Origin of the sequence: Enterococcus sp. DIV1421a (assembly GCF_051711025.1) — a bacterium.
Lineage (GTDB): Bacteria > Bacillota > Bacilli > Lactobacillales > Enterococcaceae > Enterococcus_B > Enterococcus_B hirae.
The window spans coordinates 793,128-807,722 of the sequence record NZ_JBIOLU010000001.1; the positions used below are offsets into that span (position 1 = coordinate 793,128).

Consider the following 14,595-nt stretch of genomic DNA (forward strand, 5'->3'; position numbering starts at 1 on the left):
ATGGTAGGGATTATCCTTGCAAGTCATGGACAATTTGCTGAAGGTATCTTGCAATCAGGTTCAATGATTTTTGGCGAACAAGAAAACGTCAAAGCAGTCATTTTAAAACCAAGCGAAGGTCCAGATGACTTGAGAGCCAAATTAGAAGAGGCTGTTGCTTCTTTTGATAATCAAGACGAAGTATTGTTCTTAGTTGATTTATGGGGCGGAACACCGTTCAATCAATCAAACACATTGTTTGAAGAACACAAAGACAAATGGGCAATTGTTAGTGGTTTGAACTTGCCTATGTTGATCGAAGCTTATGCGTCACGTTTTTCAATGGAATCTGCTCAAGAAATTGCAGCACATATCATTGAAACAGCAAAAGATGGTGTGAAAGTGAAGCCAGAAGAGCTTGAACCACAAGAAGCACCAAAAGCAGAAGTTTCTGATGGACAACCTAAAGGTGCATTACCTGAAGGAACAGTAGTTGGCGACGGTAAGATTAAATATGTTTTAGCACGTGTTGACTCACGTTTATTACATGGTCAAGTTGCTACTGCATGGACAAAAGCTGTTCAACCAAATCGGATCATCGTTGTTTCAGATGCTGTATCAAAAGATGATTTACGTAAGAAATTGATCGAACAAGCTGCTCCTCCAGGGGTTAAAGCAAACGTTATCCCAATTTCTAAAATGATCGAAGTTGCTAAAGATCCAAGATTTGGGAATACAAAAGCTTTGCTATTGTTTGAAAATCCTGAAGACGTGTTGACAGCTGTTGAAGGCGGCGTTGACATCCAAGAATTAAACGTAGGTTCAATGGCCCACTCAGTTGGGAAAGTTGTCGTAAGTAAAGTTTTATCAATGGGCCCTGAAGACGTAGAGGCATTTGAAAAACTAGAAAGCAAAGGAGTTAAATTTGATGTACGTAAAGTACCAAATGACTCTCGCGACAATATGGACGAAATTCTTAAAAAAGCTAAGTCTGAATTATCTAAAGCATAATTCAAAAAACTAATATTTATAGGAGGCTTATCATGTCTATTATTTCAATGATTTTAGTCGTATTCGTTGCCTTTCTAGCAGGGATGGAAGGGATTCTGGATGAATTCCAATTTCATCAACCTCTAGTGGCATGTACATTAATAGGTTTAGTAACAGGTAACCTTGAAGCAGGTATCGTATTAGGTGGTACTCTTCAAATGATCGCTCTTGGCTGGGCAAATATCGGAGCTGCTGTAGCACCAGATGCTGCATTGGCATCAGTTGCATCTGCAATTATTTTAGTATTAGGTGGTCAAGGTGTTCGAGGCGTTCCATCAGCTATTGCTATCGCAGTACCACTTGCTGTTGCTGGTTTGTTCTTAACAATGATCGTACGTACAATCGCTGTTCCTATCGTTCACTTGATGGATGCTGCTGCTGAAGAAGGTAACATCCGCAAAGTTGAAATGTGGCACATCATTGCAGTATGTTTACAAGGTATCCGTATTGCAATTCCTGCTGGAGCATTATTATTCATCCCAGCTCAAACTGTTCAATCTTTCTTAGAATCAATGCCTGCATGGTTAACAGACGGTATGGCTATTGGTGGGGGAATGGTTGTTGCTGTAGGTTACGCATTAGTAATCAACATGATGGCAACTAAAGAAGTATGGCCATTCTTCGTTATCGGTTTTGTTGTAGCTGCAATTACTCAATTAACATTGATTGCCCTAGGTGCTTTAGGTGTTGCTTTAGCTCTTATCTACTTGAACCTTTCTAAAATGGGAGGCTCTTCAAATGGTGGCGGAGGAAGCAACTCAGGTGACCCTCTAGGCGACATTTTGAATGACTATTAATCTTGAAGGAGGAAAATAAAAATGGCAGAAGAAAAAATTACTTTATCTAAAAGAGACCGTTTAGCTGTTGCATGGCGTTCTACCTTCATTCAAGGTTCATGGAACTATGAACGTATGCAAAATGGTGGTTGGGCTTTCTCAATGATCCCAGCAATCAAAAAATTATACAAAACGAAAGAAGAGCGCACAGCAGCTCTTAAACGTCACTTAGAATTTTTCAACACACATCCATATATTGCTTCACCTATCTTGGGTGTTACGCTAGCATTAGAAGAAGAACGCGCAAATGGCGCTCCTGTTGACGATGTAGCGATCCAAGGGGTTAAAGTTGGTATGATGGGACCTCTTGCTGGTGTTGGTGACCCAGTATTCTGGTTTACTGTTCGTCCGATGTTAGGAGCTCTTGGTGCTTCTCTAGCAATGGGTGGTAATATTCTTGGACCAATCATCTTCTTCTTAGGTTGGAACATTATTCGTTGGTCATTCATGTGGTATACACAAGAATTTGGTTACAAAGCTGGTTCTAAAATCACAGATGATTTATCTGGTGGATTATTGCAAGACGTAACAAAAGGTGCATCTATCTTAGGGATGTTCGTATTAGCCGCCTTAGTACAGCGGTGGGTATCGATTAAATTCTTGCCAGTTGTATCAACTGTTAAGTTAGATAAAGGTGCTTACATTGAGTGGGATAAATTACCTGCTGGTGGCGAAGGAATCAAGAGTGCTTTTGAACAAGTAAACAGTGGTCTAGCACTTAGTCCTGAAAAAGTAACAACTTTACAAGATAACTTAGATCAATTGATCCCAGGGTTAGCTGCTTTAGCATTGACATTACTATGCATGTGGTTATTGAAGAAAAAAGTTTCTCCAATTGTCATTATCTTAGGTCTATTCGTTGTCGGTGTAGTTGGCCATGTTGTTGGTCTTTTATAATAAGAATCTAGCTCGGGCGTAGCCCCGAGCTTTTTTTATCAAAAAGTGGATGCTGCTTGAGATTTCAACATTGAAACGATAGTATACTAGATAGATAAAATAATAGGAGTGATTAAATGGTTCAATCAATCAATACAAAAGTTGATTTGGTAATTGATGCCACTGCGTTTACTGGTTTGACTGATTATGGGAAAATCATGATTGGAGACCGAGGATTCGAATTTTATCATGCAAGAGACACTCGGAAATTTGTTCAAATCCCTTGGGAAGAGATTGATTACGTCATCGCATCCGTTATGTTCAAAGGAAAATGGATTCCGCGCTATGCCATTCAAACAAAGAAAAATGGTACATATACATTTTCTTCTAAAGAACCCAAAAAAGTACTTCGCGCTATCAGAAAATACGTAGATCCTAGTCGTATGGTTCAATCCTTGAGCTTTTTTGATGTAGTGAAACGTGGTGTCAAAAGTATCTTCAAACGCAAGTAGAAAAACACGAATGGATGCTCTTCGCAGCATGTCATTCGTGTTTTGTTTTGTGTTTCGCTTTTTCTTTTGCGTGCGGTGTCATTATCTAGGTCAGCTTCAACACTGGTTCAATCATTTGCTCCTAATAATTTTCCTATGCTAGAATGAAACTGTAAAGAAGGAGGTTATTAGTATGGGTTGGATATGGACTTTAATCGTTGGTGCAGTCATCGGAGCCATTGCTGGAGCAATTACCAGTAAAGGAAATTCTATGGGTTGTATCACAAATATCATTGCTGGATTGATTGGTTCAAGTATCGGTCAAGCAATTTTTGGTAACTGGGGACCACATGCAGCTGGTATGGCACTTATTCCATCAATTTTAGGCGCAGTTATTTTAGTGGCAGTTGTTTCATTCTTTTTTGGGAAACGATCATAATCAAATAGATTAACGCTTAGCCAATAGTTTTGCAGATAGAAGTAAATAGTTAAGGCAAATCTGAAACTGATTTGTCTTAACTATTTTTGTTTTACTAAGTTTATTAAGAAAATTTGTTTTATCTGCTGTGTCAGAAAGAAAATTTGCTATAATAGAAAAAAGAGAGCAAAGAAAGAAGGAATTTCATTTATGATGCTACGAGTAGAAAAATTGCGTAAAAAAATGCAAGAAGAAAATTTAGATTCATTTTTGATCACTAGTCCATATAATCTTCGTTATTTGACTAATTTTACTGGTACGACAGGCTTAGCGGTCATCACATTAGAAAAAGCCTTTTTTATTACTGACTTTCGTTATACCGAGCAAGCAGCAGCTCAAGCTCAAGGATTTGAGATCATCAAAAATGTAGGACCGATTTTTGAAGAAGTAGCTGACTTAGTTCAAAAAGAAGGACTACGTGAACTTGGTTTTGAAGAAACAACTGTTTCCTTCTTAGAATATTCGGTATTAGAAGAGATCATTGATGCGCAACTGATTCCTATTTCGGGCATGATTGAAGAACTTCGAGAAATCAAAGACGAAGAAGAAATTGCGATTATTGAAAAAGCTTGTAGTATTGCAGATTTGGCATATGACCATATTCTCAAGATGATTCAACCGGGAATGACAGAGATCGAAGTTGCCAACCAATTAGATTTTTATATGCGTTCACTTGGAGCGTCAGGTGTTTCTTTTGAAACAATCGTTGCTAGTGGTTTACGCTCAGCTATGCCGCATGGAGTTGCTAGCAAAAAAATCATTGAACAAGGCGATTTGATCACAATAGATTTTGGATGCTACTATGAAGGTTATGTTTCTGATATGACACGAACATTTGCGATTGGTGACCCAGGAGAACAATTAAAAGAAATTTATCAAATCGTTCTTGAAGCCCAACTAGCAGTTCTGGAAGTAGCTAAACCAGGAGTTACCGGTAAGCAACTAGATGCTGTAGCTAGAGATTACATTACGAAACATGGTTATGGCGAAGCTTTTGGACACTCAACAGGACATGGAATTGGCTTAGAGATCCATGAAGGACCCAATGTTTCAGTTCGAGCTGAGAAACAATTTGTTCCAGGAAATATTATTACCGACGAACCAGGCATTTACTTACCAGGTATCGGTGGCGTTAGAATCGAAGATGATTTATTGATTACTTCTGATGGAAATCGCGTGTTGACGCATTCACCAAAAGAGTTGATTATTTTATGATGAGCGTAGCCTAAAGCATCATTCACTCAGACTTTGTTATAGAAAATCACTTGATTTAATGATACACTATAGAAGACAGCAAGCTTTGAAAACAAAGCGTAATTTGTTTGAGAAAAAGACTCTCAAATAGGCAAGTGAACAGTTTACCTTTATACGTTTCGAATGAAGAATAAGTGAAAGAACGGTTCATTCGTAGGCAACAATCTGTGTAGAGGCAAAAGGAGGAATAGATAAAATGGCAGAGGACAAAAATTTAGTTTTGAATGCGACTCAAGAGCTTGGTGAAATTGTCATTGCGCCAGAAGTCATTGAAGTGATTATTGGTATCGCTGCTTCAAAAGTAGAAGGCGTTTATGGGATGCGTGGAACATTTGCCAGCAACGTAACGGAATTATTAGGGCGTGCAGCGCATGGTAAAGGTGTCTATTTAGTAAATGATGAAGATGGGTTAAAAGTAGATCTTTATTGCTATTTAGAATATGGGGTTTCTGTTCCCAGAGTAGCGATGGAAATGCAAGAACGCGTGAATCAGCAAGTTCTTTTCATGACAGACATTGCTTTAGCAGAAGTCAATGTTCATGTGGTAGCAGTCGTACCGGAAAAACTAGAACAACCAGCAATTGAAGAACTTTTTGAAGACGAAGAGGAAGAAAATGAATAAAGAATTATCAAGACACGAAATTCGTGAAATGGCTTTACAAGCATTATTTCCATTAGATTTTAATGCTGATTTGACCAAAGAAGACGCAATTTTCCATGCAATTGAGTTGGATCACAAAGAAATGATCAATGAAGAGGAGTCAGAGTTTGTTCCTGTTTATTTAGATACATTGGTTGGCGGTGTGTGTGCGAAAAAAGGCGAATTAGACCAAACCATTGAGAAGCACCTCAAAGGAAACTGGCGCATCAATCGTATCTCTAAGATGGATTTGATCATCTTGCGTATCGCCATCTTTGAAATGAAGTACATTGAAGATGTACCATCCGCAGTCGCATTGAATGAAGCCATTGAATTAGCCAAAACTTTTAGTGATGATCAATCACGTAAGTTTGTCAACGGTGTATTATCTAATGTTTTAAAAGAGATTGAAGCTGGGGCATAGTCCCAGCTTTTTTCTATGAAAACAAGGAAACGGGTTCTAAAAGCTTGTTTATCTATGGTAGAATGAAAGCACAAAAAAATCTGGGAGTGATCGTATGGCAGAATTGATTAATGGAAAAGAACTAGCTGAAAAAATGCAAGCAGAGATTGCGATAAAAGTGAGCGAATTAAAAACAAAATCGATCTCCCCCGGATTGGTCGTTTTATTAGTAGGAGAAAATCCAGCCAGTCAGGTTTATGTACGTAATAAAGAACGTTCCGCAAAATCAATCGGGATCCATTCAAAAGTTGAACGTTACCCAAGCACGATCTCTGAAGAAACGTTGTTAGCTGAAATCGAAAAATATAATCAAGACCCAAATTTTCACGGGATTCTTGTTCAGTTGCCATTGCCAAAACACATTGATGAAGAAAAAGTCTTATTAGCAATTGATCCTAAAAAAGATGTAGATGGTTTTCATCCAATGAATTTAGGACGATTATTAGCTGGTAACCCCGATAAGATTCCTTGTACGCCATATGGCATCATGAAAATGTTCGCAGCTTATGATATCAATTTGGCAGGGAAGCGGGCGCTGGTGATCGGACGTAGCAATATTGTAGGGAAACCAATGGCACAATTATTATTGATGGCAGATGCTACAGTAACGATTGCTCATTCAAAAACGGCTAACCTTGCTGAACTTGCAAAAGAAGCTGATATTTTAGTCGTAGCGATTGGGCGAGGCCATTTTGTTACTAAGGAATTTATCAAACCAGGCGCAGTGGTGATCGATGTTGGTATGAATCGTGATGAGCATGGGAAATTGATCGGTGATGTAAAATTTGATGAAGTAGAACCTTTAGCAAGCTATATCACTCCAGTGCCTAAAGGAGTAGGACCTATGACGATTACGATGCTGATGTATCAAACCGTGCTGGCTGCTGAAGCAGGTGAGTAGATGACACAAGAATATTTAACAGTAACCACATTAACCAAGTATTTAAAAAGGAAATTTGATGTAGACCCTTATCTTGAAAGGGTCTATTTAACAGGTGAAATCTCGAATTTTCGTTTGAGAGCAAATGCACATCAATATTTTAGTTTAAAAGATGACCATGCGAAAATCTCAGCAATCATGTTCAAAGGTGCATTTCAAAAATTACGTTTTCAACCTAAAGAAGGGATGAAAGTATTAGTTGTCGGACGGATTTCTCTTTATGAAGCTTCTGGTTCTTATCAGATTTACGTTGAACACATGGAACCTGATGGTGTAGGAGCGCTATATCAAGAATTAGAAGAACGAAAAGAAAAATTGCGAAAAGAAGGTCTTTTTAAGCCGGAACATAAGCAAGCTCTTCCACGTTTTCCAAAAAGAATTGCAGTTTTGACCAGTCCAAGCGGTGCAGTTATCCGAGATATCATCACAACTGTCAAAAGACGTTACCCCATCGCCCAACTCGTCCTATTCCCAACGGTGGTGCAAGGAAATCAAGCAGCTGACAATATCGTTGAAAATATCCGTCGTGTTGAAGAACTGGGAGATTTCGACACGATGATCATTGGACGTGGCGGCGGATCGATTGAAGACTTGTGGCCATTTAATGAAGAAAGAGTAGCACGTGCCATTTTTGAGGCACGAACACCTGTGATTTCTTCAGTTGGACATGAGACGGATACTACTATTGCTGATTTAGCAGCAGATGTACGAGCAGCCACACCGACGGCGGCAGCTGAATTAGCTGTTCCTGTTTTATCTGAAGTATTATTGAAGCTGAAAGAACGGCAAGCAAGGCTTGAACAGGCCTTTTTGCGTCAAATTCAACGCAAACAAGAACGTTTTGAACGAGCAAAACAATCATATGTTTTCCGTCAACCGGAACGTCTGTATGAAGGACAAACAATTAAGCTTGATCAGTTCAAACAGCGCTTGTTCCAAGCGACACAACAAATTTATCATTTGAAAGAAAAACAAACGGTTCGTTTGAACCATCAGTTGGCACAAGTTGCACCGACTTATCGAGTGAAATCTGCCAAGCAAGAAACAGACTACTTAGAGAAGCGGTTAGCTGAAAAAATGGAACAATATATGCAGAGCCAGCAGCAACGTTTCCAACAAGCGATTCAATCATTAGATTTGCTTAGTCCGTTAAAAATCATGGGGCGAGGATACAATTACACAACAATCGAAGGTCGTGTCGTGAAAAGTGTGACAGAAATGAAGCCTGAGGATACGATCACGATCCATTACCAAGACGGACAAGTGAATGCTACGGTACAAGAAGTAGAAGAAGGAGAATGATCAATATGGAAAATCCGACATTTGAGGAATCATTACAAGAATTAGAAAAAATTGTCATGGAATTAGAACAAGGTGATGTACCTTTAGAATCTGCTTTAGATGCTTTTAAACGAGGAATGGAATTAAGTAAGCATTGCCAAGATACTTTAACTAAAGCTGAAAAAACCTTGACGAAAATGATGTCAGAGGCAAATGAAGAAGTTACTTTTGAAGGAAATGAGGAAGCATAATGAAGTTGGCTGATTTTTCAACGATCCATCTATCTTCTGTAGAAGAAGAAATTGTTTCTTTTCTAAATGACTACACTTCTGATGAACAGTTGAAAGAAAGTATGCTTTATTCCGTTCGCGCTGGAGGCAAACGGATTCGTCCTTTGCTTTTACTTAGTACAGTAGCTGCGTTTGGCGAATCGATCAATACAACAACTTATCAAGTAGCAGCTGCTTTGGAAATGATCCACACGTATTCGTTGATTCACGATGATCTTCCGGCAATGGACAATGATGATCTACGCCGCGGAAAACCAACAAACCATAAAGTCTACGGGGAAGCACTGGCTATTTTAGCAGGAGATGGGTTATTGACAGGTGCCTTTCAACTCATCAGTATGGCTCATTTAGCGAACTCACCAAAACTTTTACTGCTGCAACAATTAGCAATCAATGCTGGTACCCAAGGGATGATTGCTGGTCAAGCAGCGGATATCGAGGGAGAAACAAAACAATTAACATTAGAGGAATTAATGTTTATCCACGAAAGAAAAACTGGTCGCTTGATGCACTACGCTTTATTAGCGGGAGGAGTATTAGCAAACCAACCGGAGGAAGTTTTAGCTAGCCTACAAAAATTAGCCAGTCATCTAGGCCTTGCTTTTCAAATTCGTGATGATCTGCTCGATGTGGTTAGCACGACTGAAGTATTAGGTAAAACAGCTGGTAAAGATGCTAAAATGGAAAAAACGACTTATCCAGGTTTATTAGGTATCGAAGAAACAAAAAGCGCACTTGAAAATGAGATTGATGCGGCGAATCGAATGATTGATCAGTTAGAACAAACGGTATGTTCATTCGATGGACAACTTTTACGTCAATTAGTTCAGCAATTCAGTGTATAGAAATGGAGAAAAAAATGGAAAAAGAACGCGTAGACGTTTTAGCAGTCAAGCAAGGCTTGTTTGAAACGAGAGAGCAAGCCAAACGTTCAGTTATGGCTGGTTTGATCTATAACGAAAAAAATGAACGTTTCGATAAGCCAGGGGAAAAAATCCCTGTAAGTAGTGAATTACAGATCAAAGGCAAAAAATTACCTTATGTTTCTCGTGGAGGATTGAAATTAGAAAAGGCGCTAAAGGTCTTTGATTTATCTGTAGAAGGTAAAATATTATTGGATATTGGAGCATCAACGGGTGGTTTTACCGATGCGGCTTTACAAAATGGTGCAAAAATGAGTTATGCTCTGGATGTTGGGTATAATCAATTAGCTTGGAAAATCAGACAAGATGAACGAGTTGTAGTAATGGAAAGAGCGAATTTTCGTTATGCCAAACCAGAAGATTTTCAAGAAGGAACCCCAGAGATTGCCGTCATCGATGTATCATTCATTTCTTTACGTTTGATGTTAGTGCCATTACACGAAATTTTAGTTGACGGTGGCGAAGTGATTGCTTTGATCAAACCACAATTTGAAGCGGGGAAAGAAGCAGTTGGCAAGAATGGGATCGTTCGTGACCCTCAAACGCATGTACAAGTGATTGAGGATATTTTACACTTTGCTGCGATGCATGGGTATGATGTATTAGATTTAAGTTATTCACCAATAACCGGTGGAGAGGGGAACATTGAATTTTTAGCCCATTTGAAAAAAGTTTCTGATCAAGGAACGTTATCTCCAGATGTGGCACCTGAAAAGATCGTCCAAGAAGCCCACAACCAGTTTAACCACAAATAATGACGGGCAAGCAATAAAGAAGACAGCGGATTCTTCTTTATTAAGCGTTTGAAATAAGCTATCATAGTAAGGAAGAATACGTAAAGGAGCGAAGAACGTATGCGAAAAAAAGATCGGCATCGTTTGATTACCCGGCTACTAAATGAAAATGATATCAGAAAACAAGAAGAATTTGTGGAGATCCTGAAAAACAAAGGGATTTCAGTGACGCAGGCAACGATTTCCAGAGATATCAAAGAACTCAAACTCATCAAAGTTCCTGCAGCTGATGGAGGTTATCGCTATAGTCTTCCTGCAGAAACTACTGAAGACGTTAGTACGAAATTAGAAAAGTTATTGAAAGATGCATTTGTGGCTGTTGATCAAATGGAAAAATTCGTCATTTTAAAAACTTTACCAGGCAACGCTTCTGCTGCGGCTAATTTAATTGATAAACGATATAAAAAAGAATTGTTTTCCATCATTAATGATGACGATAATGTGTTGATGATCACACGAACAGAAGAAGATGCAGTTGCATTGAAAATGGATTTTTTACATTACCTTTGAGTTGAGGAGTGATTGCCTTGTTACAAGAGATCAGTATTACTAATTTTGCGATTATTCCGGAATTGCATTTGTCTTTCCATAAAGGAATGACAGCTCTAACTGGAGAGACCGGGGCAGGTAAATCGATTATCATTGATGCCCTTGGATTACTGGCTGGTGGTAGAGGCTCCAGTGATTATATTCGCCAAGGAGCCGATAAGTGTATCTTAGAAGGGTTGTTTGAATGGCCAAGTCAAGAAGGATTTACTGAATTGATGGAAGAACTTGGCATCGAATCAGATGGTGATAACTTGATTGTTCGTCGTGATATGGCATTAACGGGTAAAAATGTCTGCCGAGTCAATGGACATATTGTTACGCTGGCAAACCTTAGAAGGATCGGAAGTTATCTAGTTGATATTCAAGGACAAAATGAACACCAGGAGCTATTACAACCAGAAGCCCATTTAAATTTATTGGATCGTTTTGGTGATCGTACTTTTCAACAACAAAAGAAAAAATATCAAAAAGAGTATGCTATCTATCGTGAGCTCGAACGAAAAATGCGGAAAGTCCAACAAAATGAAAAATCATTTGTTCAACGGATCGACATGCTTCATTTTCAACAAGAAGAAATCGCAGCAGCTGATTTACAAGTTGGCGAAGAGGAACAGTTAAGCGAGGAAAGAGAAAAATTAAGCAATTATCAAAAGATCGTGGATAGTTTTGCTAGTGGTTATAGTGCATTGAGTGCGGGAGAACCCAGTAGTGTGGATAACGTTGGTTTAGCTGTTTCTGAACTACAAAGCATTGCTCATCTAGATAATGAATATGAAGCAATCGTTGAGAATGTTCAAAGTGCTTATTATTTACTTCAAGATGCCATTGGTGACATGAGTCGCCAAATCGATCTGCTGGAATTGGATGAAAACCGATTAGAAGAAGTCAATCAACGGCTTGAATTGATTCGTCAGTTGAAACGCAAATATGGGGAGTCAGTGGAAGCAATCCTTGATTATTACGAAGAAATCACTAAAGAACTGGATTCTTCTGATTTCTCAGAAGGTCAACTAGAAAAAATGCAACTGGAATTAACTAAAAAAGAAACGTTCTTGCAAGAACAAGCATTAGCACTGCATAAAACAAGAAAAAAAATCGCTAAAGAACTAGAAAAATCAATCTTAACGGAATTAAAAAGTCTATATATGGAAAACACGGAGTTTGAAGTCCGTTTTTCATCTGAAAAAAATGGACAATTAGATGCTAATGGATTGGACCAAGTGGAATTTTACATAACCACAAATCCTGGAGAACCATTGAAGCCATTAGTAAAAGTTGCCTCAGGTGGGGAACTATCACGTATGTTGTTGGCGTTAAAAACTATTTTTTCTTCAGAACAAGGTGTGACTAGTATCATTTTTGATGAAGTGGATACAGGAGTAAGCGGTCGAGTTGCCCAAGCGATTGCAGATAAGATCTCACAGATCTCATGTCACTCACAAGTTTTGTGTATCACCCATCTACCGCAAGTCGCTGCAGTTGCCGATTTTCAATACTATATTCAAAAAGAAGTCATTGATGGGCGTACCCAAACATCGGTTACCGAACTACAACCCACACAACGAGAGACCGAAATTGCCCGAATGTTAGCAGGAAGTGAAATTACCCCACTAACAGTCGAGCATGCCAAAGAATTATTACGCTTAGCAAGTAAATAGAAAAATAGGTAGAAGCCTGAGCAGTCTAAGAGAAGAGGATATCTTAGAATGAACAGTTATTTGACTCAGAGATGCTACTTGTATGGCAGCAACTAAAACGACACTTGGCTTTCTTATAAAAAACGAACCATTAGCAAGCGAACATTCTTTCCTAGCAAGGTAAAAAACAAGTCCCGCACTTCTTTTTGGGAAGTGCGGGACTTGTTGGTTTTTAAGCCATTCTTACATGACACTCATAACTGCAGTCAAGACAACTGAACCAATCGTTAAGATCAACATGGTCCAAACAACGAATTTAGTGATTTTTGAAAAAGTACTTGTTTGTTTATTCTCGCGCATAATTTTTACCTCGAAATTTTTTAGTTGTCTTTAGTTTAACTCCTTTTACTTTTCTTCACAAGGGGACGGTTACAAAAACTTTCCCTTTTTTAAATAATAAGCAGTAGCAATACTGATAAAAATCATCAGTAGAATAATCCATAAAAACGCATCGTCCCTTCCTGCAATAGGAAGCTTGATATTCATTCCATATAGACTACCAATGATGGTCGGGATCGTTAAGATGATCGTTAGAGAAGTTAAAATTTTCATAATATTGTTTAGATTATTAGAAACAATTGCTGAAAAGGTTTGATTCATTTGTTCAACTAGTTTTAATTGAATTCGAGCGGTAGTGCGTGATTGTTCTGTTTCAATAATCACATCATGGAGATGATTTTTTAAAGCGTGGTTTTCTTGAATCGTTTTGTTTTTTACTAAGGTTTTTAAAGTGGTCAGGTTAGCCGTTGTTGCTTCTTTGAAATAAACCAAGCTTTTTTGGATATCCATGATTTGATACAGTTGACTATTTTCTGTTGAGACACGCAATTGTTTTTCCAAGACATCGCATTGTGATTGTAAGGTGCTGAGATAAGTATTGTAGGAAAAAGTAATTTGCCACAATAATTGCATGAAGATATTTAAGTTGGCTGGTAAATCATTTTCAGTAAAAGCTTGACTAAATACTTTTTTCAAAAAGAGTGGTTCATGATTCGTAATTGTGATAAGCTTTTTTTTAGGTGTCACAATAATAGAAAAAGGGTAAGTATCTACTTGAAAATAGCCGCTTGGGCTTGTTTTTGGAAACGGGTATTGCAATAATAATAACGCTGGTTTTGTTAATTTAGTCTGATTAAATTCTTCTTCTCGTGAATTTTCAGCATCGTCTAAAATAGAAGTAATGTAATCAGACGGAATTTGAAATTGGTGTGTGATTTGCTGGATTTCATCTTCACTTGGACGTTCGACGCAATACCAAATCGTATCTGCTGTTTCTTTTTGAGTATTGACCAATTGTCGATCCTCGATAGAAAAATACTTGATCATTTTTGAACCTCCTAATACGCTCTTTCATCTATTATAACGAATATCAGAATAGAACACAGTGAAAGAGCTTGGAAAATGGGATTGGCTAGGAACAGGAAAAAGGTAGTATTAAAGGAGTGGACTCATACAATTTGGATTAGATCTTTATCTAAGAAGTAAAAATAGTAGAAAACTTTATAAATTTAAAATAAATGAAATAGTTGTGTAAAATACATCAGGTATACTTGAACCAACTATGAAAGGGAGTTTTGTTAGATGGGCACTTTTACGCCACTTGTTTTATTTTGGTATATCTTTCCAGCCATCGTGTTGTTTGGCTGTAATTTTTTAGTGAAAATTTTTTCATTAGATCGTCGTTTTAAAATCAAAGCGCCTGATCTTGCCGTTCCTTTTTTATGGGGAGGGATGCATGCATTGTCACGCAATTCTGCGACAGTTTCCTTCCTGCCTTTCTTTATGATTTCACTTTTGTTGATGGCGATTTGTATCGCTGTATTCCAGGCGTATTACTATGATGAAATTATCTATTCACGTTATCTTAAAATGACTTGGCGTTTAGCTTTCTTGTTAACAAGTGGTTTTTATGTCGTTTTAATCGTCTTAAATCTTCTCTCGTATCTTTGATAAAAAGCCAATCAAGCTGTAAAAAGTCTTTAAAAAGACTTTTTACAGCTTGATTCTTAAAATTTTTTTTACTAATAAAAAAGTTATTCTCTGATTTCCTATAA

18 protein-coding genes are annotated in these 14,595 nt (G+C 38.0%); 16 read left to right on the top strand and 2 right to left on the bottom strand.

The window, feature by feature from the left end; all coding sequences use genetic code 11:
- The 15 genes from IGK21_RS03750 to recN all read left to right on the top strand — a co-directional run bounded on the left by IGK21_RS03750 (position 1) and on the right by recN (position 12,502).
- Entirely contained in the window at positions 1-990 is a 990-nt protein-coding gene (locus tag IGK21_RS03750; RefSeq protein ID WP_010719802.1) for a mannose/fructose/sorbose PTS transporter subunit IIA, read from the top strand.
- A 32-nt stretch (positions 991-1,022) separates the two neighbouring features.
- Entirely contained in the window at positions 1,023-1,826 is an 804-nt protein-coding gene (locus tag IGK21_RS03755) for a PTS mannose/fructose/sorbose transporter subunit IIC (protein WP_010719801.1), read from the top strand.
- Positions 1,827-1,847: 21 nt separating this feature from the next.
- On the top strand, positions 1,848-2,762 hold the full coding sequence (locus IGK21_RS03760; RefSeq protein WP_010738207.1) for a PTS system mannose/fructose/sorbose family transporter subunit IID: 915 nt from the start codon (positions 1,848-1,850) through the stop codon (positions 2,760-2,762).
- A gap of 116 nt (positions 2,763-2,878) precedes the next feature.
- Positions 2,879-3,253 carry a DUF956 family protein gene (locus tag IGK21_RS03765; RefSeq protein ID WP_010719799.1) on the top strand — a complete coding sequence of 125 codons (375 nt, stop codon included), beginning with the start codon at positions 2,879-2,881 and terminating at the stop codon, positions 3,251-3,253.
- 172 nt (positions 3,254-3,425) lie between these two features.
- Positions 3,426-3,671, top strand: a complete 246-nt coding sequence (locus IGK21_RS03770; RefSeq protein WP_010719798.1) for a GlsB/YeaQ/YmgE family stress response membrane protein — start codon at positions 3,426-3,428, stop codon at positions 3,669-3,671.
- 189 nt (positions 3,672-3,860) lie between these two features.
- Entirely contained in the window at positions 3,861-4,925 is a 1,065-nt protein-coding gene (locus IGK21_RS03775) for a M24 family metallopeptidase (protein WP_010719797.1), read from the top strand.
- 235 nt (positions 4,926-5,160) lie between these two features.
- Complete coding sequence (locus tag IGK21_RS03780; protein ID WP_010719796.1) at positions 5,161-5,586, top strand: Asp23/Gls24 family envelope stress response protein; 426 nt, start codon at positions 5,161-5,163, stop codon at positions 5,584-5,586.
- On the top strand, positions 5,579-6,028 hold the full coding sequence (gene nusB, locus IGK21_RS03785; RefSeq protein WP_010719795.1) for a transcription antitermination factor NusB: 450 nt from the start codon (positions 5,579-5,581) through the stop codon (positions 6,026-6,028). Before IGK21_RS03780 ends, nusB begins: the two co-directional genes overlap by 8 nt.
- 94 nt (positions 6,029-6,122) lie before the next feature.
- Positions 6,123-6,968: a bifunctional methylenetetrahydrofolate dehydrogenase/methenyltetrahydrofolate cyclohydrolase gene (locus tag IGK21_RS03790; protein ID WP_010738206.1), complete on the top strand. Its 846-nt coding sequence runs from the start codon at positions 6,123-6,125 to the stop codon at positions 6,966-6,968.
- On the top strand, positions 6,969-8,309 hold the full coding sequence (gene xseA / locus IGK21_RS03795; protein WP_034698802.1) for an exodeoxyribonuclease VII large subunit: 1,341 nt from the start codon (positions 6,969-6,971) through the stop codon (positions 8,307-8,309).
- Between the two features lie 5 nt (positions 8,310-8,314).
- Positions 8,315-8,539 (top strand): exodeoxyribonuclease VII small subunit, encoded by a 225-nt coding sequence (locus IGK21_RS03800; RefSeq protein WP_010719792.1) that lies wholly within the window; start codon positions 8,315-8,317, stop codon positions 8,537-8,539.
- A complete protein-coding gene (locus tag IGK21_RS03805; RefSeq protein ID WP_438718934.1) occupies positions 8,539-9,423 on the top strand; it encodes a polyprenyl synthetase family protein in 885 nt (294 codons plus the stop codon). Before IGK21_RS03800 ends, IGK21_RS03805 begins: the two co-directional genes overlap by 1 nt.
- A 14-nt stretch (positions 9,424-9,437) precedes the next feature.
- Positions 9,438-10,256: a TlyA family RNA methyltransferase gene (locus IGK21_RS03810; protein ID WP_010738204.1), complete on the top strand. Its 819-nt coding sequence runs from the start codon at positions 9,438-9,440 to the stop codon at positions 10,254-10,256.
- Between the two features lie 99 nt (positions 10,257-10,355).
- Complete coding sequence (gene argR / locus IGK21_RS03815) at positions 10,356-10,805, top strand: arginine repressor (protein ID WP_010719789.1); 450 nt, start codon at positions 10,356-10,358, stop codon at positions 10,803-10,805.
- A 17-nt stretch (positions 10,806-10,822) separates the two neighbouring features.
- A complete protein-coding gene (gene recN / locus IGK21_RS03820; protein ID WP_010719788.1) occupies positions 10,823-12,502 on the top strand; it encodes a DNA repair protein RecN in 1,680 nt (559 codons plus the stop codon).
- 222 nt (positions 12,503-12,724) lie between these two features.
- On the opposite strand, the gene IGK21_RS03825 is transcribed toward recN, so the two are convergent.
- A complete protein-coding gene (locus IGK21_RS03825; protein ID WP_010719787.1) occupies positions 12,725-12,841 on the bottom strand; it encodes a DUF4044 domain-containing protein in 117 nt (38 codons plus the stop codon).
- Positions 12,842-12,910: 69 nt separating this feature from the next.
- Positions 12,911-13,867 carry a magnesium transporter CorA family protein gene (locus IGK21_RS03830; protein WP_010719786.1) on the bottom strand — a complete coding sequence of 319 codons (957 nt, stop codon included), beginning with the start codon at positions 13,865-13,867 and terminating at the stop codon, positions 12,911-12,913.
- 255 nt (positions 13,868-14,122) lie between these two features.
- Between IGK21_RS03830 and IGK21_RS03835 the strand changes: the two genes are divergently transcribed.
- The gene (locus IGK21_RS03835) at positions 14,123-14,491 is read left to right on the top strand and encodes a DUF3397 domain-containing protein (RefSeq protein ID WP_010719785.1); all 369 of its coding nucleotides are present in this window, start codon (positions 14,123-14,125) and stop codon (positions 14,489-14,491) included.
- Positions 14,492-14,595 lie beyond the last annotated feature (104 nt).